General features: G+C 63.1%; 18 protein-coding genes and 1 pseudogene. 10 read left to right on the top strand and 9 right to left on the bottom strand.

The genetic code is table 11. The features are described from left to right. Positions 1-353 precede the first annotated feature (353 nt). Positions 354-599: pseudogene (locus ACP4XC_RS13570) on the top strand (ATP-binding protein); the annotation flags it as partial. A gap of 94 nt (positions 600-693) precedes the next feature. Here ACP4XC_RS13570 and ACP4XC_RS13565 read toward each other — a convergent pair. The 9 genes from ACP4XC_RS13565 to ACP4XC_RS13525 form a co-directional block, all read right to left on the bottom strand. Next, positions 694-960, bottom strand: a complete 267-nt coding sequence (locus ACP4XC_RS13565; RefSeq protein WP_427170469.1) for an HPr family phosphocarrier protein — start codon at positions 958-960, stop codon at positions 694-696. Between the two features lie 38 nt (positions 961-998). Further along, positions 999-1,202, bottom strand: coding sequence for a PRD domain-containing protein (locus ACP4XC_RS13560; RefSeq protein ID WP_427175112.1), 204 nt, complete (start codon positions 1,200-1,202; stop codon positions 999-1,001). Between the two features lie 272 nt (positions 1,203-1,474). After that, entirely contained in the window at positions 1,475-1,885 is a 411-nt protein-coding gene (locus ACP4XC_RS13555; protein WP_427170467.1) for a rhodanese-like domain-containing protein, read from the bottom strand. Then, positions 1,885-2,517, bottom strand: a complete 633-nt coding sequence (locus ACP4XC_RS13550; protein ID WP_427170465.1) for a bifunctional 4-hydroxy-2-oxoglutarate aldolase/2-dehydro-3-deoxy-phosphogluconate aldolase — start codon at positions 2,515-2,517, stop codon at positions 1,885-1,887. The genes ACP4XC_RS13555 and ACP4XC_RS13550 overlap by 1 nt, the downstream gene beginning before the upstream one ends. 3 nt (positions 2,518-2,520) lie before the next feature. Beyond that, positions 2,521-3,492, bottom strand: a complete 972-nt coding sequence (locus ACP4XC_RS13545; protein WP_427170463.1) for a sugar kinase — start codon at positions 3,490-3,492, stop codon at positions 2,521-2,523. Positions 3,493-3,500: 8 nt separating this feature from the next. Beyond that, complete coding sequence (locus ACP4XC_RS13540) at positions 3,501-5,069, bottom strand: N-acyl-D-amino-acid deacylase family protein (protein WP_427170461.1); 1,569 nt, start codon at positions 5,067-5,069, stop codon at positions 3,501-3,503. A gap of 26 nt (positions 5,070-5,095) precedes the next feature. After that, positions 5,096-6,301: an alanine racemase gene (locus ACP4XC_RS13535; protein ID WP_427175111.1), complete on the bottom strand. Its 1,206-nt coding sequence runs from the start codon at positions 6,299-6,301 to the stop codon at positions 5,096-5,098. Positions 6,302-6,402: 101 nt separating this feature from the next. Next, on the bottom strand, positions 6,403-6,795 hold the full coding sequence (locus tag ACP4XC_RS13530; RefSeq protein WP_427170459.1) for a RidA family protein: 393 nt from the start codon (positions 6,793-6,795) through the stop codon (positions 6,403-6,405). A gap of 63 nt (positions 6,796-6,858) precedes the next feature. Beyond that, on the bottom strand, positions 6,859-8,199 hold the full coding sequence (locus ACP4XC_RS13525) for an MFS transporter (protein ID WP_427170456.1): 1,341 nt from the start codon (positions 8,197-8,199) through the stop codon (positions 6,859-6,861). Positions 8,200-8,341: 142 nt separating this feature from the next. Here ACP4XC_RS13525 and ACP4XC_RS13520 point away from each other — a divergent pair, with 142 nt between their 5' ends. From ACP4XC_RS13520 to ACP4XC_RS13480, 9 genes are all read left to right on the top strand, one after another. Next, positions 8,342-9,103, top strand: coding sequence for a helix-turn-helix transcriptional regulator (locus tag ACP4XC_RS13520; RefSeq protein WP_427170454.1), 762 nt, complete (start codon positions 8,342-8,344; stop codon positions 9,101-9,103). A gap of 288 nt (positions 9,104-9,391) precedes the next feature. After that, on the top strand, positions 9,392-10,057 hold the full coding sequence (locus ACP4XC_RS13515) for a TetR/AcrR family transcriptional regulator (RefSeq protein WP_427170452.1): 666 nt from the start codon (positions 9,392-9,394) through the stop codon (positions 10,055-10,057). Between the two features lie 53 nt (positions 10,058-10,110). Next, positions 10,111-10,806 (top strand): saccharopine dehydrogenase NADP-binding domain-containing protein, encoded by a 696-nt coding sequence (locus ACP4XC_RS13510; RefSeq protein ID WP_427170450.1) that lies wholly within the window; start codon positions 10,111-10,113, stop codon positions 10,804-10,806. 16 nt (positions 10,807-10,822) lie between these two features. Further along, positions 10,823-11,194: a hypothetical protein gene (locus tag ACP4XC_RS13505; protein WP_427170448.1), complete on the top strand. Its 372-nt coding sequence runs from the start codon at positions 10,823-10,825 to the stop codon at positions 11,192-11,194. Positions 11,195-11,962: 768 nt separating this feature from the next. Then, positions 11,963-12,925: an ABC transporter substrate-binding protein gene (locus tag ACP4XC_RS13500; RefSeq protein WP_427170446.1), complete on the top strand. Its 963-nt coding sequence runs from the start codon at positions 11,963-11,965 to the stop codon at positions 12,923-12,925. An 89-nt stretch (positions 12,926-13,014) separates the two neighbouring features. Beyond that, positions 13,015-13,923, top strand: coding sequence for an ABC transporter ATP-binding protein (locus tag ACP4XC_RS13495; RefSeq protein ID WP_427170444.1), 909 nt, complete (start codon positions 13,015-13,017; stop codon positions 13,921-13,923). After that, positions 13,923-14,837 (top strand): ABC transporter permease, encoded by a 915-nt coding sequence (locus ACP4XC_RS13490; RefSeq protein ID WP_427170442.1) that lies wholly within the window; start codon positions 13,923-13,925, stop codon positions 14,835-14,837. The genes ACP4XC_RS13495 and ACP4XC_RS13490 overlap by 1 nt, the downstream gene beginning before the upstream one ends. Positions 14,838-14,879: 42 nt before the next feature. Beyond that, positions 14,880-15,830: a TauD/TfdA dioxygenase family protein gene (locus ACP4XC_RS13485; protein WP_427170440.1), complete on the top strand. Its 951-nt coding sequence runs from the start codon at positions 14,880-14,882 to the stop codon at positions 15,828-15,830. Next, positions 15,827-17,218: an LLM class flavin-dependent oxidoreductase gene (locus ACP4XC_RS13480; protein WP_427170437.1), complete on the top strand. Its 1,392-nt coding sequence runs from the start codon at positions 15,827-15,829 to the stop codon at positions 17,216-17,218. The genes ACP4XC_RS13485 and ACP4XC_RS13480 overlap by 4 nt, the downstream gene beginning before the upstream one ends. The last annotated feature ends 23 nt before the right edge of the window (positions 17,219-17,241 follow it).

Here is a 17,241-nt window from a genome sequence, read left to right as displayed (position 1 = left end):
GGTCCGCCGAAGTTTTCCAGACGTGTGCCAGGGAGTCTTTCCCTCGAAGCGGATCCGACTCGGATGTCCCAGAACCTATATTCGCAAAACTCGCCCCGGCCATAGCCAGGACTCGTCAGCAGGCACGGGACATCGCCACAGCGTTGCTGTATGAACGCAGCGTCGTCAGACTGAATTCTTCTGACCGGACGCCACATGCTTACGGCCCGGGATGCAATGGCGCGCATAGGGGACGCGATGGCGGGAACGCTCAACCAATGGGAGAACAATCCCGCAGTGCGGGCTGATCTTCTCAGCAAGCTGAAGACGGGCTAACGGGCGGTGTTGTCTGGACTCGGACGGAAGTCGAAAGGGCCGTGGAGGAACCTGTTCTTCAACCGGTCTCACGTCGCCATGGGCACCCCTGCCTGGTGCTTACCAGCAACGTCGCGTTCAGCACGTTGCGCGAAGTCTTCAGCGACGCGACAGTGGCCTCACTAATGGTCGACCGGATTGTTCACCACGCAGAAGTCATGAACCTCACCGGCAGCAGCTACGGACTCCGGAACAAGACAAAAGCACAGCTTCAGGCAGAACTGCAACCCATGGCCCTGTTTTGAGGGGGAAAAATTGGCCCTATTTTCGGTTGACGTTAATAGCCGGACCTGCGTCGTTTTCCTTGGACGCAGCGACGTCCGCGGGCAGAGCATATCCTCATAAGGCGTCGAGATCAGATGCCAGAATCGCCTGCAGTTCGTCCGCGACGCGGTCCGCATCTGAGCCTTTGACGTCAATGGTCACCTCGTCGCCGTGCGCAATGGCAAGGGTGATGATGGAAAGGATGCTCTGCGCGTCAATCGTCTTGCCCTTTGTGGTGAGGGACACCGTGTGCTCGGACTCCGCGACAGCCTTCGAAAATATTGCTGCGGGACGGGCATGGAGGCCGACCGCCGAAGCGATGGTGGTAGTGCGTTTTGCCATGATTGTGCCTTTCGTTGGGGGTCGGTGTTAAAGCGGTGCTATTTAGGCGCTGCGCGGGCGATGTGCAGGGCCAGGAATGCAACTTCCTCGTTCGGCAGCGTCGTTTGGTGCTCCTTCTGTACGAAGACGCGCACACGTTCGGCCGCAGCGACCGCCTGCGGGTAGCGTTCGCTGAGACTGCGGAATAGGAAATCGTCTTCGCTTTCGAGCGGCGGGTCATCTTCAGCACAGCCCCATCGAATCTGTCGATGCCCGATACCCGCGCGGTCAGGGCCAGGGGCCTTTTCCCCACGGAGCAGGGGGCTTTAAGATGCCTCACCTGGCCGCCCGGGCACGGGCTCCGGCCGGCAACGCCGGGCACGGTGGGCCACACGGTGGAAGTCTGCACTGAACGACTTCGCCATCACCTTCGACGGAATAAATCAACTGAATGCCAACTGTGACCCCGCACATCTCGGGATAGCAACTCAGCCGATGCTGGCCGTCCATGCGGGGTCGTGGTGTTGCGCGCCCGCTAATGCAGTTCAGCGGTGACGAGGGGGTCTGCCTCGCGAGGCATCACAGCCGCGGCCTGCTCGACGGGGAAGCGGTTCCGTACCCAGTATTCGTATCCGCCTCTGAGTTCGCGCACGTCGAACCCCTCGTCGATCAAGCGGCGGGCGGTGTGTGTTGCGCCGTTGCAGCTGGGCCCCCATCCGTAGACGATGAGGGTGCGGTCTCGGGGCAAGGTTGCGAGTTGAGCTTCGAGATTATCGGCGGGCAGGTGCAGGGCGCCTCTGACATGACCCTGATCCCAGGAGAGCTGTTTGCGGGTATCGACGATCATGGCGGCGCCGCTGGTCTGAGCGTCGGCGGCCGCGACGGTGTCGATTTCGTACGCGAGCTTCGCGTCCACGAAAGCCAGGACTTCGCTGCGCGATACCACTACAGCACCTCAGGCCCGCGTGGGCCATCTTTCTTGAGGAGCGCGGCGAGCTTGGGCAGCTGAAGTGGGTCCTCAAGCGCTGAACCGATGGCGACGACGCGTGCTCCGCCCAGCAGGAACTCTTCTGCGTTGGCGGCGTCCATACCGCCGGTTGTGACGAATTCAGCGTTCGGAAATGGTCCGTGCATAGCCCGAATCCAGGGGGCACCGAGTAAGGACGCGGGAAATGCCTTGAGCCAGGTCAGCCCTGAGCTCAGCGCCAACTGCACCTCGGTAGCGGTGGCGACTCCTGGCATCGGGGGCAGCCCAGACTCTGAGGACGCACGGACAACCTCCAGGTCAAAGCCTGGGCTCACAGTGAACGCGGCCCCGCAGGTCAAAGCAACCCTGACGTGTTCGATGGTGACGACGGTGCCCGCGCCCACGATCTTTCCCCGTTCGCGTGCGGCGGCGGCGACGCTCTTCAATGCCTCGATGTCCTCCGGCGTCTGGATGGGGAGTTCAACAACGTCGATCCCGAGGTCCCAGGCGGTGGTTGCAACAGCGAGACTTCGCTCTGTCCCCATGCCGCGAAGGATTGCCATAATTGGTGCCCCCGCGAACATCTCACTGAACTGCGCATTGTCAATCATTATCTAATCTGTCCTTTCCGTCGGTGTTTTCCGAGCACGTGACGCTGACTCAGTAGGGGGAGGGGCCGCGACGAAGTCGCTCGTGGAAAGCAGTACAAGTCGCGCGCGTTCGTGGCCAGAGCGCAGTCGATCGCGAGTAGAACTATCCCGGAGCGCTGCGGAGAGGTAGCCGGCTGCAAACGCGTCGCCAGCGCCGACGGCTTCGATCACTTCGGTGGGGATCGCCGGTTCAAACATTTGTGAGCCCGCGCTGAATTCCGTTGCGCCCACGTCACCGTCTTTCACTATGAGCCGCTCAGGATCCGGCAGTATCGTTCGTACATCATCCGGAGTGCTGCACCCCCACAGCGCATTCGCTTCGTCAAGGCCGACAAAGACGATATCTGCCCGGTTTGCCAGTCCGCGCAGGGCAGGCGCAGCAGCGCCTACCGGCCAGAGAGACGGCCGGTAGTTGACGTCGAAGCTCAGTGAAGCGCGGCTCAGGGCAACCCGTTTGAACACTGCATCGACGAGCTCGGCGCAGGAAACTGAAAGCGCGGGGGTGATCCCTGATAGGTGGACTATGGCGGCGTCTTCGAGCGGAACACCTGCGACGGCGGCGGGGTCCATTCGGGAGGCAGCTGATCCACGGCGATAGTAGAGCACGCCGTGTCCTGGGTCTTTGAAGTACACCCCTGTGGGTGCAGTCGAATCGCAGCTGACCCAACGAATGTCGACGCCATGATCTGCGATCGACCGGCGGATTCGGTGGCCGAGAACGTCGTCGCCCACCCTACTTACCCAGGCCGACGGAATGCCCAGATGTGCTGCGTGACTGGCTACATTCGATTCCGCTCCACCTGGGTGAAGAGAGACGGTCCTTGCGGTTGCGAGCGGCTCGGCGTATTCAGGCGTCAGCATCATCATCGTCTCGCCGATGGTGATCAAGCGTGGAGTAGTGTCGGTGGTTGCTATTGATTCTGCAGTGTCTGGCATTTATATTCCTAGTTCTTGGTGCATTCGCGTCTGAGGCCCTGGCCGGGCGCGCTGCTCACGAGCCTGCCGCCGGCCAGAACCGGTTGACCGGCCACGAGCACGTCATCGATTCCTACTGCTTCGCCAAGCGGGCTTTCATACGTGGCGGTGTCGGTCACTGTGTTGGGCTCGACGACGACAAGGTCGGCGACCCAGCCTGTGGCGACCCTGCCGCGTTGACCGAGATTGAAACGGGCGGCCGGTGCCGTGGACAGATGTTGTACCGCCTGCGGCCATGACCAGGTGGCAGTTTCGCGCACGTATTCGCGTAGGTAGCGGGCGAAGGTGCCGCGTGCTCGAGGGTGTGGATGCGCTCCGAGGAAGATGCCGTCGGACCCGCCCATATGACCGTCGTGAGAGAAGATGGACGCGAGATCGGCGACGGAGCGCGGGTGCCGCACGGCCATGATGGCGTTGACTTCCAGCCGGGAAGCGGCCAGTACGTCCAGGGCGAATTCGATGTCGTCTGTGCCGGCTTGCGCGGCCGCGGCTTCGAGGGTGAGTCCGTGAGCCCACGCGAACTCGGGGGCGCCGATGTGGGCGAGGGTGATCATTGACGGCCACTGAGGTCCGAGGCTGGCGTTGTTCCGCACCATGGGGAACCAGTCCCGACGAAGACGTGCCCGCTCAAGGGAGTCGCTGATGACTTTGACGACGGTCTCCGCCGGTAGGAGGGAGAGTTTCGGTGGCAGCAATGGCATGGCCAGCAGTGTGCAACCGCGGGTATAGGGGTAGGCATCGAAGGTGGCGTCAACGCCGGAGTTGCGAAGGACCTGCAGCTGTTCATCGATGATGCCCGCATCTGCGTGAAAGTGTGAGATGTGGACCCGAGCCCCCGATGCCGCTGCGATATGGGCGATTTCGGAAACACCGGTGCCCGAGTTCGCCTCATAGCCACCCCGCATATGCGTGACGTAGATTCCTCCTGCGTCAGCCACCGGCGCACACAATGCAGCGATCTCGTCGGCCGTGGCAAAGAGGCCGGGGACGTAATCCAGCCCGGTGGAAAGGCCGACTGCTCCCTCACGCAGGCCCTCCTCAACAATGGCAGCCATTCGTGCGCGCTGCGAGTCGTCGGCGGGGGCACTCGATCGCCCGCACACTTCCGAACGCACCGTTCCCCCCGGCACAAGGTAGGCGAAGTTCAGGCGGGACCGGCCGTCGACTCCCTTCAGGTACGCGGCCACCCCGCCGCCGGAGTAGCGTGGATGGGCACCGTTGATAGCGGCGAAATACTCCCTCGCGTAGGCGCCGTCGCCCGGTGCGTAGGACACGCCATCCTGCCCCACGATTACACTCGTCACCCCCTGCTTCAACAGAGCCCGCTGAACGGATTCGTCCTCCGCGAACCCGTCGGCGTGCGAGTGGACATCGACAAATCCGGGCAGGACGAAGCGTCCTTGGCAGTCGATGATTTGATCATCCGACGCGAGGACGACGTCACCGACCTCGGTGATCGTGTCACCCTCAATTGCGACGTCGGCCTGCCGCATCCCCCCGTTGTCGACGACTGTTCCGCCACGCATCACCAAACGCATTTTTGGGCCCCTTTCGCAGATGGCTATCAGAAGAAGGTGCGGACGAGGCCGACCACGAGGTCGCTCTCCGCGGACGCCGTCATGGGCAGGTAGTGCCACTTGTCGAACGTCGTGCATGGATGCGACAACCCCATCGCGATCACCGAGCCGAGGTCGACGTTCTGACCGGCGAGCCGCAGATAGCTGTGCTGATCGTTCATGGCGACGATCGACGCGTCCGTCAGCGGAGTCCACGGGCCTCGGAGCTCGGTGGCAAGTTGGCGGGGGATTGGCAAGCCCTCGTCGAAGGCGAAATCTCGCTTGCCGCCGTCTATCAGGGCCAGCCCTGGCTCGGGGTGCGAGACCACGCGGGCGATGCCCCGCATCGCCGAGCGCAACCGGGCCGCTTCCGGCTGGCCGGCTGCTTTTCCCTCGTCGAGTGGGGAGATCCGACGATAGAACCCGTCGTCATGTGTAATGTAGGCGCCGCTACGCATCGTCCACGATGTCCGCGGGTCCGCCTCCATGGCCTCCCCGTATACGTCCGCGACGACGTCGAAGTATGCGCTTCCTCCTGCGGTGACAAAGATGGGGCCGTCGTCGTAGAGCCCGCGCAGCGCCTGGTGGAGCTCAACTTGTCGCCGGAGGTACGTCCGCACGACGTCCAACGTCGCATCGGAGCGGTCGTGGCCCAGAGAGCCCTCATATCCCGCAACACCCGCCAGACGTACGACATCGGAGCTAGCTACCCGTCGGGCGACCTCGATCGCCTCCGTGACCGTGCGAGCTCCGGTGCGTCCGCCCGCTGCCCCGAGTTCGACACAAACGTCGACGGGCCTCGGGGTACCGGCGTCGCGGAGGGTGCGCTCCATCGCTTCGATCGTTGCGATCGAGTCGACCCAGCACACGAAGCGAAACTCCGGGTCGGCAAGTTCGGCGGAGAGGTAACGCAGGGAACGCTCGTCGACGACGGCATTCGCGAGCATGATGGAGCCCAGCCCGAAGGTGCGTGCCGTGCGGACCTGTCCCATGGTGGCGAGAGTAATTCCGACGCTTCCCGCGTCGAGCTGCCGTTGCCAAAGCTCAGGGGCCATGGTTGTTTTGCCGTGCGGCATGAGCTTCAACCCTCGCGCTGAGGTCCACTGCGCCATCAGGTCCACGTTGTGCCCTATCGCCTCCTCGTCCAGTGCGACGACGGGCGTCCAGAACTCGGTGAGCCGCGGCTCACTGTTAAGGAACTCCGTCACGGTCATGCCTGACGCGCGCGTGGGTATTCCCTTATCGCGTGGGGATAGGCGTTCGTTCCCGAGCTGCTCCAGCAGAAGCTCTTGTGGCATCGTCTATTCTCGGGGTTCTACTGGGATGCCGGCACGGCGGCGACGACGTCGATCTCGACGAGGATGTTAGCCAGTTGTGATCCGACGGTGGTGCGCACCGGGTAGGGCTGGGAGAAGAACTCCTCGTAAGCGTCGTTGAACTCGACGAAGTCTGCCAGATCCGCGAGGTGCACGGTTGTTTTGACGCAATCGTCCATGGTGAGTCCGCGTTCGGCGAGGATGCTCTGCACATTGCGCAGCACCTGTCGTGTCTGTTCGGCTACGGAGTCGGGGACCGCTCCTGTGGCCGGGTCCTGCGGCCCGAAACCTGCCGTATAGAAGAAGCCGTTGGCCTCAATGCCCTGGCTGTAAGGACCGGCGGGCTGCGGGGCCTTGGGCGTGTGGAAAGCTGTCTTTGACGTGGAAGTCATGGATGGGCCTTTTCTGTGAGGAGATCGGAATTGCTTGGGTTAAGGATGTTTTAGCGCGGCGGACTAGGTGATGGGATGCAGCCGGCCTGCGTTCTCGACGTCAGGCCGGAAGGAAGCGTAGGCGGTGGCGACGACGCCAATGAGAGCGATTACGGCGGCATAAATGATGCCTGGCCATACGCTGCCGAATGCCGCTGAGAGGGCGGTTGCGATGAGCGGCGCGAAGCCGCCTCCGATGGTGTTTGAAATCTGGTATCCGATGTTGACGCCGGTGGTGCGCGCTTCGACGTCGAACATCTCAACGAGCATTGTCTGGAGGGTGCCCTGCATGGCAACACCGGGGATGACGAAGCCGATGATCATGCCCAACCAGATGAGCACTGCCGTCTGAGTGCCGTAGAGCAGGAAGGCGGGGTAGATGAGCAGCGCGAAGGCGACGCAGCCACCAATGTAGGTTTTGCGGCGGCCGATCTTGTCCGACAGGCTTCCCCACAGAGGTGCAGCGAAGATCTGAAGGACGCCCACGATCATCGTGCCGATAAATCCAACCTGCGCGTTGGTTCCCTTGGACACCATGTATGCAAGTCCGAAGGTGAGCACGAGGTATCCCGCGATGCTTTGCGGCAGCCCGATGAGGATACCCAGGACCGCGTTCTTCGGATGGCGGAAGACTTCTTTGAGCGGTGACTTGCGCGTGTTCGGCGTTAGAGCCCGGGCGGCGGCAAGTTCCTTGAACTCGTCGGATTCATCCAGCTTGGAGCGCAGCACGATCGCGATGATGGCCAGGACCAGGGCAAAGACAAATGGGATTCGCCAGCCCCATGTGATGAAGAACGAGTGCGACGCAGCCCCGAATGCGGCCATCAGGCCGGCCGAGGCCACATTTGCGATGCCGGCTCCGCTAATCAGCAGCGCCCCGAACAGCCCGCGGCGGCCAGCGGGTGCATGCTCGACGACGAGTGTTGCCGCTCCTCCCATCTCACCGCCCACGAAAAGGCCTTGAAGCATGCGGAAAAGGAGGAGCAGAATCGGCGCTGCGATCCCGATGACGTTGGTGGGCGGAATGAGTCCGATCGCTGCCGTGGAGATGCCCATGCCGATGACTGTGATCATCAGTGCGGTCTTCCGGCCCATCCGGTCACCAATGTGGCCAAAGATGAGGCCGCCCACCGGGCGAAGAAGGAAGCCGAAGGCGAAGCTTGCGAACGATGACAGGGTTCCAATGACGGCGTTGTCATTGGGGAAGAACACGGAGGGGAACACGGTGGCAGATGCCAGGCCGTACAGGTAGTAGTCGTAGTACTCCATAAGGGTGCCGACTGCTCCACCCGCTATGGTGCGGCGCTGCGCCGTTGATAGTCCTGTTCTCCAGGACGTCGCCTGCGTTTTCATTATTTGAACCATGGGAGCCTCCTTGCTTACCCGCGAATAATTGGTCTTGGTGCCGCATCCAGCCCAGCAACTTGCCCAAACTAGCACTGGCCGAACAGTCTGTCTATGGGTTTAACAATTTGTCTTAGTCGGTCTCGGCATGTAGGACTGTTCTATGAGTAAGGATGCAGTGCCGACGAGTTCCGCCAGTCAGGTCATGAACCACCTTGCGCACATGGGCACCTACGAGTCGGTGGAGGAGATCTGCGTCGCGTTCGCCCCTGTCATGCACGCCATGGCCGCCGCCGCCGGGCCGGCCTGCGAAGTGGTTTTGCATGACCTCTCCGCTCCAGAGCCCGATCTTGGCCATACGATCGTGGCTATCGAAAACGGGCACGTCACGGGACGTGAGGTAGGAGGACCCTCCACGAGCCTGGGGATCGGAGTGCTTCACAATCAGTCAGCGGATCACAACGCCTTCGGTTACCGTGGCATTACCAGTGACGGCCGCCAGTTGCGCTGTTCCTCGGTGTACTTTCGCAACTCGGCGGGCCGGATTATCGCTGCGTTGTGTGTGAATGTTGATGTCAGCGCGATCCATCAAGCCCGAGCCCTGCTCGAGGGCTTGCTGCCGCAGGAGTCCCCAAGGTCGCCTGAGCAGCCCAACGAGTTCTTCGGGGGGGACTTGGTGGCAGTGATGGATGTGATGGTCGGTGAGGCGATCCGCGAGATTGGCAAACCTGTGGAACAGATGAGTCGCGATGACCGTATCGCGGTCCTTTACAAGTTGGATCAACAGGGGGTGCTGCAGATGCGAAAGGGCGTCGAAAGGATCGCCGCGCGGCTGGATATCTCGCGGGTGACTGCCTATGCCTACCTTGATGAGGCCCGGAGCCACGCCCCGAATCTACAGGGCGTCGATGGCGGCGACCGCTAAGAAAGCTCGGAAACTCATCATGTTTTGGTGAGAGTTGGGAATCGATCCATTTCTGAGACGGTGGGGCCGCGTTCCAAGGGATGTCAGGAGTGTCGAAAATCTCGCGGTTCGACATGCCACCTCCGCTGTCTCAAGAACAGTTGATTTACGCGACATAGTTTTGGGGAGTCATATCCGGCGCAGCCAAGATTCGGCGGTTTGCATTGCGTCTCTGACTTCCTCTCCGCGGACAGGGGATGATCCGGGCACCTACTCTTCCGGGCGCTGGTCGCCTAGGCTTGCCTTCGATTGAAAGGAATTGCCATGGAAGTAGCAGCGCGGGGACGCCCACGGCAGTTTGACGTCGATGCTGTCCTCGATCGCGCAATCGTTGTGTTCTGGCGCCATGGGTATGACGGTGCAAGTCTCGCCGAGTTGACGGCAGCCATGGAAATCTCACCGCCTAGTCTTTATGCCGCTTTCGGGGGCAAGCGCGACTTGTTTGCGCAGGCGTTCGAACGATATCTTGCCGTCGAGATGGCTTACGTCGACCACGCCCTGGCAAGAGAGAAGCTGGCGGACGTTTTTCATGACTATCTCTTTGGCACCGCAGATGCCGTGACGCGCGGCGACCGGCCGCATGGCTGCATGTCCGTCCAGATCGGGGGGTCACGCACCGGTAATACGGCGGACGGGAATGAGGTCCGGCAACTTGTTGCCCGTGCCCGTGACGACGGCTTGCGGCGGCTCACCGTGCGAATTCAGAAGGGCCTCGATCTTGAGGGTTACGCCGTCGGCGATTCCAGAGCGGAAGACATCGCCCGATACCTCGCCAGCGTCAGTAGCGGGATGTCGCTTCGCGCCGCTGACGGCGCGAGCCGCGAGGAACTTCAATCTGTTGCCAAGTTGGCCTTGCGGACCTTGCTTCCGGCCCCAACCGTTGCGGGGCCGGAAGCTGCAGGCGGCCGGGAATAAAGGACGAGCAGCGACTCTTATTGTAGTGAACACTACAGAAAGAAGGACTGTTCATGAGTGGACGTTTGATGATTTACGGTGCGACCGGCTACACGGGAGAGCTTGTAACTCGCGAGGCCGTCCGTCGGGGCCTTGATCCAGTAGTGGCCGGAGGTAACGGGGAGAAGCTTGGACGTCTCGCCGCCGAGCTCGGGGTGCAGAGCCTCGTCTTCGGTCTTGCCGACCATGACAGCATCGTGAGGTCCTTGGATGGCGTTAGTGTGGTCTTGAATGTGGCGGGCCCGTTCGGCGCCACGGCCGGGCCGCTGCTTACAGCCAGCATCGCTGCGGGTGCGCACTACCTGGACACAACTGCTGAACTAGCCAGGTTCCTGCTCGCCGAATCGCTGAACGAGGACCTTGTCACTGCATGGCACTCCACTAAGATCCCCAACATTGAGGTTTACATCCATAACGGCATTCCCCTGCCTGACCTAGCGGAAGGTATGGAGCTTCCTGACGGGCCCAGCGCGCAAGAGCGCAGCATCGGCCGTTCCCGCGTGGCCGCCGAGGTCGTCGGCAGTGACGGCACTACAGTGAGAGGGCTTGTAGATACTCCAACCGGGTATACCTTCACGCAGCTCGCTTCGGTGGAAATCGCCGCTCGGGTGCTGAACGGCAGTTTCACCCCGGGTTTCCAGTCGCCGTCGTCGGCGTACGGGCCGGACCTCGTTCCCAGCATTGCCGATAGCCACTTCATTGATCTTTAACCACCGGGAGGACATCATGACCAGCGACAGTATGAACAGCAACAGCGACGTCAGCCTGGAGAGCGCGCGGAAGCGCGCCATGGAGATCCGAGCGCTTTACGAGATCCTTGAGCAACGGCTGAACGGTCAGGTGTGGACGTTGCACGAACTGATGCTCGGTTTCACCAATGACGTAGGAATGGTCGGACGCCTCATTCTCGCGAATGACGGGACATGGGACATTGACGGAGACGTAACAGCGCGGCTTAAGCACAAGCTGGGCGAGTCACTGTGGTGGGTCATCGTTCTGGCCGAGCGGCTTGATATAGACATCACTGACGCTTTCACCTCGACAATGGATCACATTGAACAGGGGTTGGCCCCGGCGGTAGGCCGCCAGGGCCAGTAGGTCCTCTGCCTGCTGGCAACATGGACAATCCCACCTCTACACCACTCGGGCATGGGCTGCGCGAATGAGAACTCGGGGAGGCCGGCACTGAGGCCATTGATACGCACTCGGTGGCAGCGATGCGTTGCCGGCTCAGTCCGAGCCGTTACATCAGTACCCATTCGGCGTCAGGAGCGCGCCGCAACCGCCTGTCCATGATCGACATCCTGCCACGACGTCTTCATGAGTCGGGCGGTCACCGCGGGTCCACGGACAATACTTTCGGGCGTCCGCGACCTACACCCGGGCCCCCGTCCAGGCAGCCGGAATGGCTGTCTGAGCCGACGGAGCGAAGTTACCGCAGGCTGCTTCGTCGGGATGCCCTTCTTTGCTGCCACGCCCCAACCTGCGGCGACGTCCCGGGCAAGGGATGACGTAACAATCCACCACAGCCCCGGGGGATTTTTATGTTGAGGGCTGGCGGGGGTGGCGATGAACTCTTTCATGGGCAGTCGCATGGCGTAACCCTGGCTTCACAGGACCCGGGTTAAGGGGGGGCGGATGTGCCTCGGAACGGCTGTAGAAGTCTCTATGAGTCTGCCCGGTTAAGCACTGTTTCCTGATGCGTCCGCCTCGGTACGGTTTCCCGCCAGGGCCGTGTCCGGCGTCAGGTTACGTTCGGTTTCTTTGGATGTCCTGGGCCCTGCCGGCAGGGATTGATCTCTGTTCTGATGGTGGACACGAGCCGGCCGGACCGGTTCGCACCATCGAATCCAGAAAGAATCCGCTATGAAAAACCGACCCTTACCTGCAAGATTTTTCCCCGCTGTGGGCATAGCCGCGGCCTTGGCGGTCTCGCTGGTGGTGTCCGGTTGCAGCGGCCCCGCGAGTGCCCAGTCCCCGGCGGGGAGCACCCCCGGGACGCCCGAAGTGACGGAGCTCCGCTACGAGGGCTCGGCCAACAGCGTCACGCTGCCCGAGCTGGCGGAGGACCTCGGCTACCTGGGGAACGTGAAGCTGAACTGGGTGGGCAACACCATCAGTGGTCCGGCGAGCATTCAGTCGGCCGCGACGGGCGCCACTGATTTTGGCGGTGCTTTCTCGGGCGCTGTGGTGAAGCTCATCGAAGCCGGCGCCCCAGTCACCGCGGTGATTAATTACTACGGCGAGGACGAGAAGACCTTCAACGGCTTCTACGTCACCCAGGACAGCCCCATCCGGACGCCGCGGGACCTGATCGGCAAGAAGATTGCCGTCAACACTCTTGGCGCCCACTCGGATGCCGTGATCAACAGCTATTTGAAGAAGAACGGACTGAGCCAGGACGAAATCAAACAGGTCCAACTCGTCGTCGTTCCGCCGAATGACACCGAGGAGGCGATCCGCCGCGGACAGGTTGACGTCGGAGCGCTCGGCGGAGTGCTGCAGGATAACGCTGTCGCCAAGGGCGGCCTGCGGTCCCTGTTCAGCGACTACGAACTCTTCGGAACCTTCGCCGGCGGCCAGATCGTCCTGCGCAAGGACTTCATCGAGAAGAACCCCGAAACCACGAAGGTCTTCACCACGGGCGTGGCGAAGGCCATCGAGTGGGAACGCAGCACCCCCCGCGACCAGGTGATCGCGCGGTTTACGAGGCTCATCGACAAGCGCCAGCGCTCCGAGAGCACCGCGACCCTGAAGTACTGGAAAAGCGTCGGCGTCCCGTCCAAGGGTGCCATCAGCGATGAGGACTTCAGCCGCTGGAACGCCTAGCTCAAAGACACCGGCGTCGTCAGCGGCGATATCACCCCGTCCAAGTACTACACGAACGACTTCAACGGCATGCTGAAGGGGACGGCGTCATGAGCGCCGGTACCGGCACGACGCCGAAAATCAGTCTGCGGGACGTCGTGAAGCAGTTCACGGTCCGGCCCAGCAAGGACCAGCCCGAGGGCTCCACCCTGACGGCGTTGGAAGGCATCACCCTGGACGTCGCCGCGGGAGAGTTCATCACGCTGGTCGGTCCGAGCGGATCCGGCAAGACCACCCTGCTGGACCTCCTTGCAGGGCTCACCCGGCCCGACACGGGCCAGGTGTTCGTGGACGGCCGGGAGATTACCGGCCCGGGCCGGGACCGCGCCGTCGTCTTCCAGCAGTACGCCCTGTTCCCGTGGCGCACCGCAGCCGCCAATGTCGCCTTCGGCCTCGAAGGATCAGACGGTGACGGCCGCCGGCTGGGCCGCAAGGAGCGCGCGGAGAAGGCCCAGGAATATCTGGACCTGGTGGGCCTGTCAGGTTTCGGGGACCGGTACCCGCATGAGCTCTCCGGCGGTATGAAGCAGCGCGTGGCGATCGCCCGGAGCCTCGCGTACGAGCCGGACATTCTTCTCATGGATGAACCGTTCGCGGCGCTGGACGCCCAGACCCGTGAGCAGCTCCAGGAGGAACTCCTGCGCATTTGGCGGTCCACGGGCAAGACCATCATTTTCATCACCCACGGCATCGACGAGGCCGTTTACCTGGGTCAAAGGGTGGCCGTGCTCAGCTCGCGTCCCGGCCGGCTCAAGCAGATCGTCGACATCGATTTGGGGGAGCGGACCGGTGACGGCGACGTCCGATCCGACGCCGTCTTCGTCGAGCACCGGCACAAGGTCTGGTCGCTGCTGCACGAGGAGGTCCGCAAAGCCCAGGAAGCCGGGCACGCCAAAATCCGGCCCGACGGGTCCGCGCCGGACGAGGCACCGCAACTCAGCACGGGAAGGGCAGCGTGATGACCACACCGACACTGACCAAGGACACAGCGGCTACCCCTTCGGTCGTCCCGTCCGCGGCCACCCCGGCCGGCACGGGACAGGCCCAGCAGCCCCCGGCAACCAGACGCGTGCCCTCCCGGATCCGTGCCGTTGCCGGCACCGCCGGGCGCGGGATCTGGGCCTCGGGCGCCATCCTGCTGTTTCTGCTGCTCTGGGAATTCGGGCCCACCTACCTCGCCTCCGCCTCGACCCGGGTGTTCCTCCCGCCGCTCCATGAGGTCCTGCGGGCCCTGGGTGCCCTCATCGCCAAGGGCCAGCTGCAGGACCATCTGGCGGCAAGCCTGACCCGGTCGGCCAGCGGCTTCGGCATCGCCGTCGTGGCCGCCGTCGCCCTAGGCCTGCTGGTCGCATGGTACCGGTCTCTGGACCGGTTCCTGAACCCGCTGCTGGAGGTCTTCCGGAACACGGCCGCGCTGGCCCTGCTCCCGGTCTTCACCCTCCTGCTGGGCATCGGGGAGACGTCCAAGATCAGCATCGTCGCCTACGCCGCGTTCTTCCCCGTGCTGCTGAACACCATCGCCGGGGTCAGGACCGTTGATCCGCTGCTCATCCGTGCCGCCCGTTCGCTGGGGCTCTCCAACTTCCGGCTGTTCCAGAAGGTCATCCTGCCCTCGGCGGTGCCGACCATCTTCACCGGAGTCAGGATGGCGGGAACGTCGTCGATCCTGGTGCTGATCGCCGCGGAAATGGTCGGCGCCAAGGCGGGCCTCGGCTACCTGATCGTCAACGCCCAGTCCAGTTTCCTGATCCCGGACATGTACGCCGGGATCCTCACCGTCGCGGTGCTCGGGCTGCTGGTCAACTACCTGCTGGTCGCCGTTGAACGGTACTTCTCCCGGTGGCGGACCGCCATCGGATCCCAATCAAGCTAGCCCGGCCGAACCAAACCCCTAAGACCAAAGGACACAAACACCATGTCAACAACAGCTACAGAAACCCGACTCGAATTCCGCAAACTGGGCGCGCGCATCGGAGCCGAAATCCGGGGCCTGGACCTCAGCAGCGACCTCAGCGACGCTGCCATCGCCCGGATCCGCGAGGCCTTGAACACCCACAAGGCCCTCGTCTTCCGGGACGCCAACATTCACGACGACGATGCACAGGTCCGCTTCGCAAGCCGTTTCGGCCCGCTCACCCAGGCGCACCCCACCGTTGCCTCCGTCGACGGGAAACCGGCTGTCCTGCCGGTGGATAGCGAAAATGGAAGTGCGAACAACTGGCACACCGACGTCACGTTCGTGGTGAACCCGCCGCAGGCCTCCACTCTGCGCAGCATCACCCTCCCGGCCTACGGCGGGGAGACCCTGATCGCCTCCTCGGCAGCTGCTTACCGGGACCTGCCCGAGGAACTGCGGAACTTCGCGGACACTTTGTGGGCCATCCACACGAATGACTACGACTACTCCGTGCCGAAAAACCTTGAGCACGCCAGCGCCGAGGAGCGCCGGAAGGAATTCATCCGGATCCACTTTGAGACCGCCCACCCCGTGGTCCGGGTCCATCCCCTGACCGGGGAGCGGGGCCTCTTCATCGGCGGTTTCGCGCAAAGGCTGCGCATCGTGGGCCTGTCCAACACCGAATCCAAGGACATTCTGCGGCTGCTGCAGGCCTACGTCACCCGCCCGGAGAACGTGGTCCGCGTCAACTGGGAACCGGACCAGCTGGTGCTCTTCGACAACCGCATCACCCAGCACTACGCCCCGGACAACTACGACGGCCAGCCCCGCCAGCTGAACCGGGTCACCGTCGCCGGCGACATCCCCCTAGGCGTCGACGGACGCAGCAGCACCTCCATCCTGGGCGATTCCTCCGTCTACTCCGAGACGGTCGTTCTGCCCGCAGGCGTGAGCGGAGCGCGACGGTGAGTGGGGCACGGCAGCTGCACCTGAACGCGTTCCTCATGAGCACCGGGCATCACGAAGCATCGTGGCGGCTGCCGGAAAGCGACAGCTTCGCAGGGACGGACGTCGCTCATTTCCAGCGGTTGGCCCGGACAGCGGAACGTGGAACGTTCGACTCCATCTTTTTCGCAGACTCTCCGGTGCTGCACGGCGACGTCGGCCAGCGACCTTACGGCACCCTCGAACCCACCGTCTTGCTGGCCGCCATCGCCGCAGTCACCGAACGGATCGGGCTGATAGCAACAGCATCTACCACCTATAACGACCCCTATAACCTCGCGCGGCGGTTCGCCTCGGTCGATCACATCAGCGGCGGACGGGCCGGATGGAACGTCGTCACCACGGCGGGGGAGGCTGCGGCGAGGAACTTCTCACTGCAGGACCAGCCGCCCCACGCGCGGCGGTACGAGAGGGCGGCGGAATTCCTTGACGTGGCGCGCAAGCTCTGGGACAGCTGGGAAGACGACGCCACGGTAGCGGACAAGGAAGAGGGGGTCTGGGCCGACCGCTCCCGCGTCCACCCGGTCAATCACGCCGGCAGGTATTTCCGCGTCCAGGGACCCTTGGACGTTCCCCGCTCCGCCCAGGGCCACCCCGTGATTGTCCAGGCCGGTTCCTCCGAGGACGGCAAGGACTTCGCCGCCCGCTACGCCGAAGCAGTGTTCACTGCCCAGCAAACACTGCCCGACGCGCAGCGCTTCTATGCCGATTTGAAACGCAGAACCGCAGCCATAGGCAGGGATCCCGAGACGATCAAAGTGCTGCCGGGCATTGTTCCGATCATCGGTTCCACTGTGGCCGAAGCCCGCCAGCTGGAAAAGAAACTCGACGAGCTCATCCACCCGGAACACGCCAGACGGCAGTTGGCCAGCCTGCTGCGGGTCTCCCCGGAGTACCTTCCCTTGGACGCACGGTTGCCCGAGGACCTCCCCTCCGAGGATGCGATCGAAGGCGCCAAGAGCAGATACACGCTGATCGTGGACCTCGCCCGGCGGGAACGGCTGACAGTACGCCAACTCATCGGCAGGCTCGGGGGCGGCCGCGGACACCTCACGTTCTCCGGCACACCCGAGCAGGTGGCGGACGCGATCCAGAAATGGTTCGAGGCCGGGGCGGCGGACGGTTTCAACATCATGCCGCCCGTGCTCCCGGCCGGCCTTGAGACCTTCGTGGGTCACGTCATCCCCATCCTGCGGGACCGCGGACTCTTCCGGCGGGAATACACCGGACGGACCCTGCGCGAACACTATGGACTGCCCCGTCCGGCCAACGCCTTCGCTCCGCCGGACCGGTTCAGAACAGCCGGAACCTTCGATCCCGCGAGAGGTGACGTCCTTGTCTCTGAACCGTGATCTGAGCCCGGCTGCCTTGCGGG

This window comes from Arthrobacter sp. 92, from assembly GCF_050260325.1.
Classification (GTDB): domain Bacteria; phylum Actinomycetota; class Actinomycetes; order Actinomycetales; family Micrococcaceae; genus Arthrobacter.
This window is presented reverse-complemented; position numbering and strand designations above follow the sequence as displayed.

Coding starts and splice junctions, on each gene's coding strand:
- ACP4XC_RS13565 (WP_427170469.1), bottom strand. CDS start 960: ATGGCAAAACGCACTACCACCATCGCTTCGGCGGTCGGCCTCCATGCC.
- ACP4XC_RS13550 (WP_427170465.1), bottom strand. CDS start 2,517: ATGATTGACAATGCGCAGTTCAGTGAGATGTTCGCGGGGGCACCAATT.
- ACP4XC_RS13545 (WP_427170463.1), bottom strand. CDS start 3,492: ATGCCAGACACTGCAGAATCAATAGCAACCACCGACACTACTCCACGC.
- ACP4XC_RS13540 (WP_427170461.1), bottom strand. CDS start 5,069: ATGCGTTTGGTGATGCGTGGCGGAACAGTCGTCGACAACGGGGGGATG.
- ACP4XC_RS13535 (WP_427175111.1), bottom strand. CDS start 6,301: ATGACCGTGACGGAGTTCCTTAACAGTGAGCCGCGGCTCACCGAGTTC.
- ACP4XC_RS13530 (WP_427170459.1), bottom strand. CDS start 6,795: ATGACTTCCACGTCAAAGACAGCTTTCCACACGCCCAAGGCCCCGCAG.
- ACP4XC_RS13525 (WP_427170456.1), bottom strand. CDS start 8,199: ATGGTTCAAATAATGAAAACGCAGGCGACGTCCTGGAGAACAGGACTA.
- ACP4XC_RS13520 (WP_427170454.1), top strand. CDS start 8,342: ATGAGTAAGGATGCAGTGCCGACGAGTTCCGCCAGTCAGGTCATGAAC.
- ACP4XC_RS13510 (WP_427170450.1), top strand. CDS start 10,111: ATGAGTGGACGTTTGATGATTTACGGTGCGACCGGCTACACGGGAGAG.
- ACP4XC_RS13505 (WP_427170448.1), top strand. CDS start 10,823: ATGACCAGCGACAGTATGAACAGCAACAGCGACGTCAGCCTGGAGAGC.
- ACP4XC_RS13500 (WP_427170446.1), top strand. CDS start 11,963: ATGAAAAACCGACCCTTACCTGCAAGATTTTTCCCCGCTGTGGGCATA.
- ACP4XC_RS13495 (WP_427170444.1), top strand. CDS start 13,015: ATGAGCGCCGGTACCGGCACGACGCCGAAAATCAGTCTGCGGGACGTC.
- ACP4XC_RS13490 (WP_427170442.1), top strand. CDS start 13,923: ATGACCACACCGACACTGACCAAGGACACAGCGGCTACCCCTTCGGTC.
- ACP4XC_RS13485 (WP_427170440.1), top strand. CDS start 14,880: ATGTCAACAACAGCTACAGAAACCCGACTCGAATTCCGCAAACTGGGC.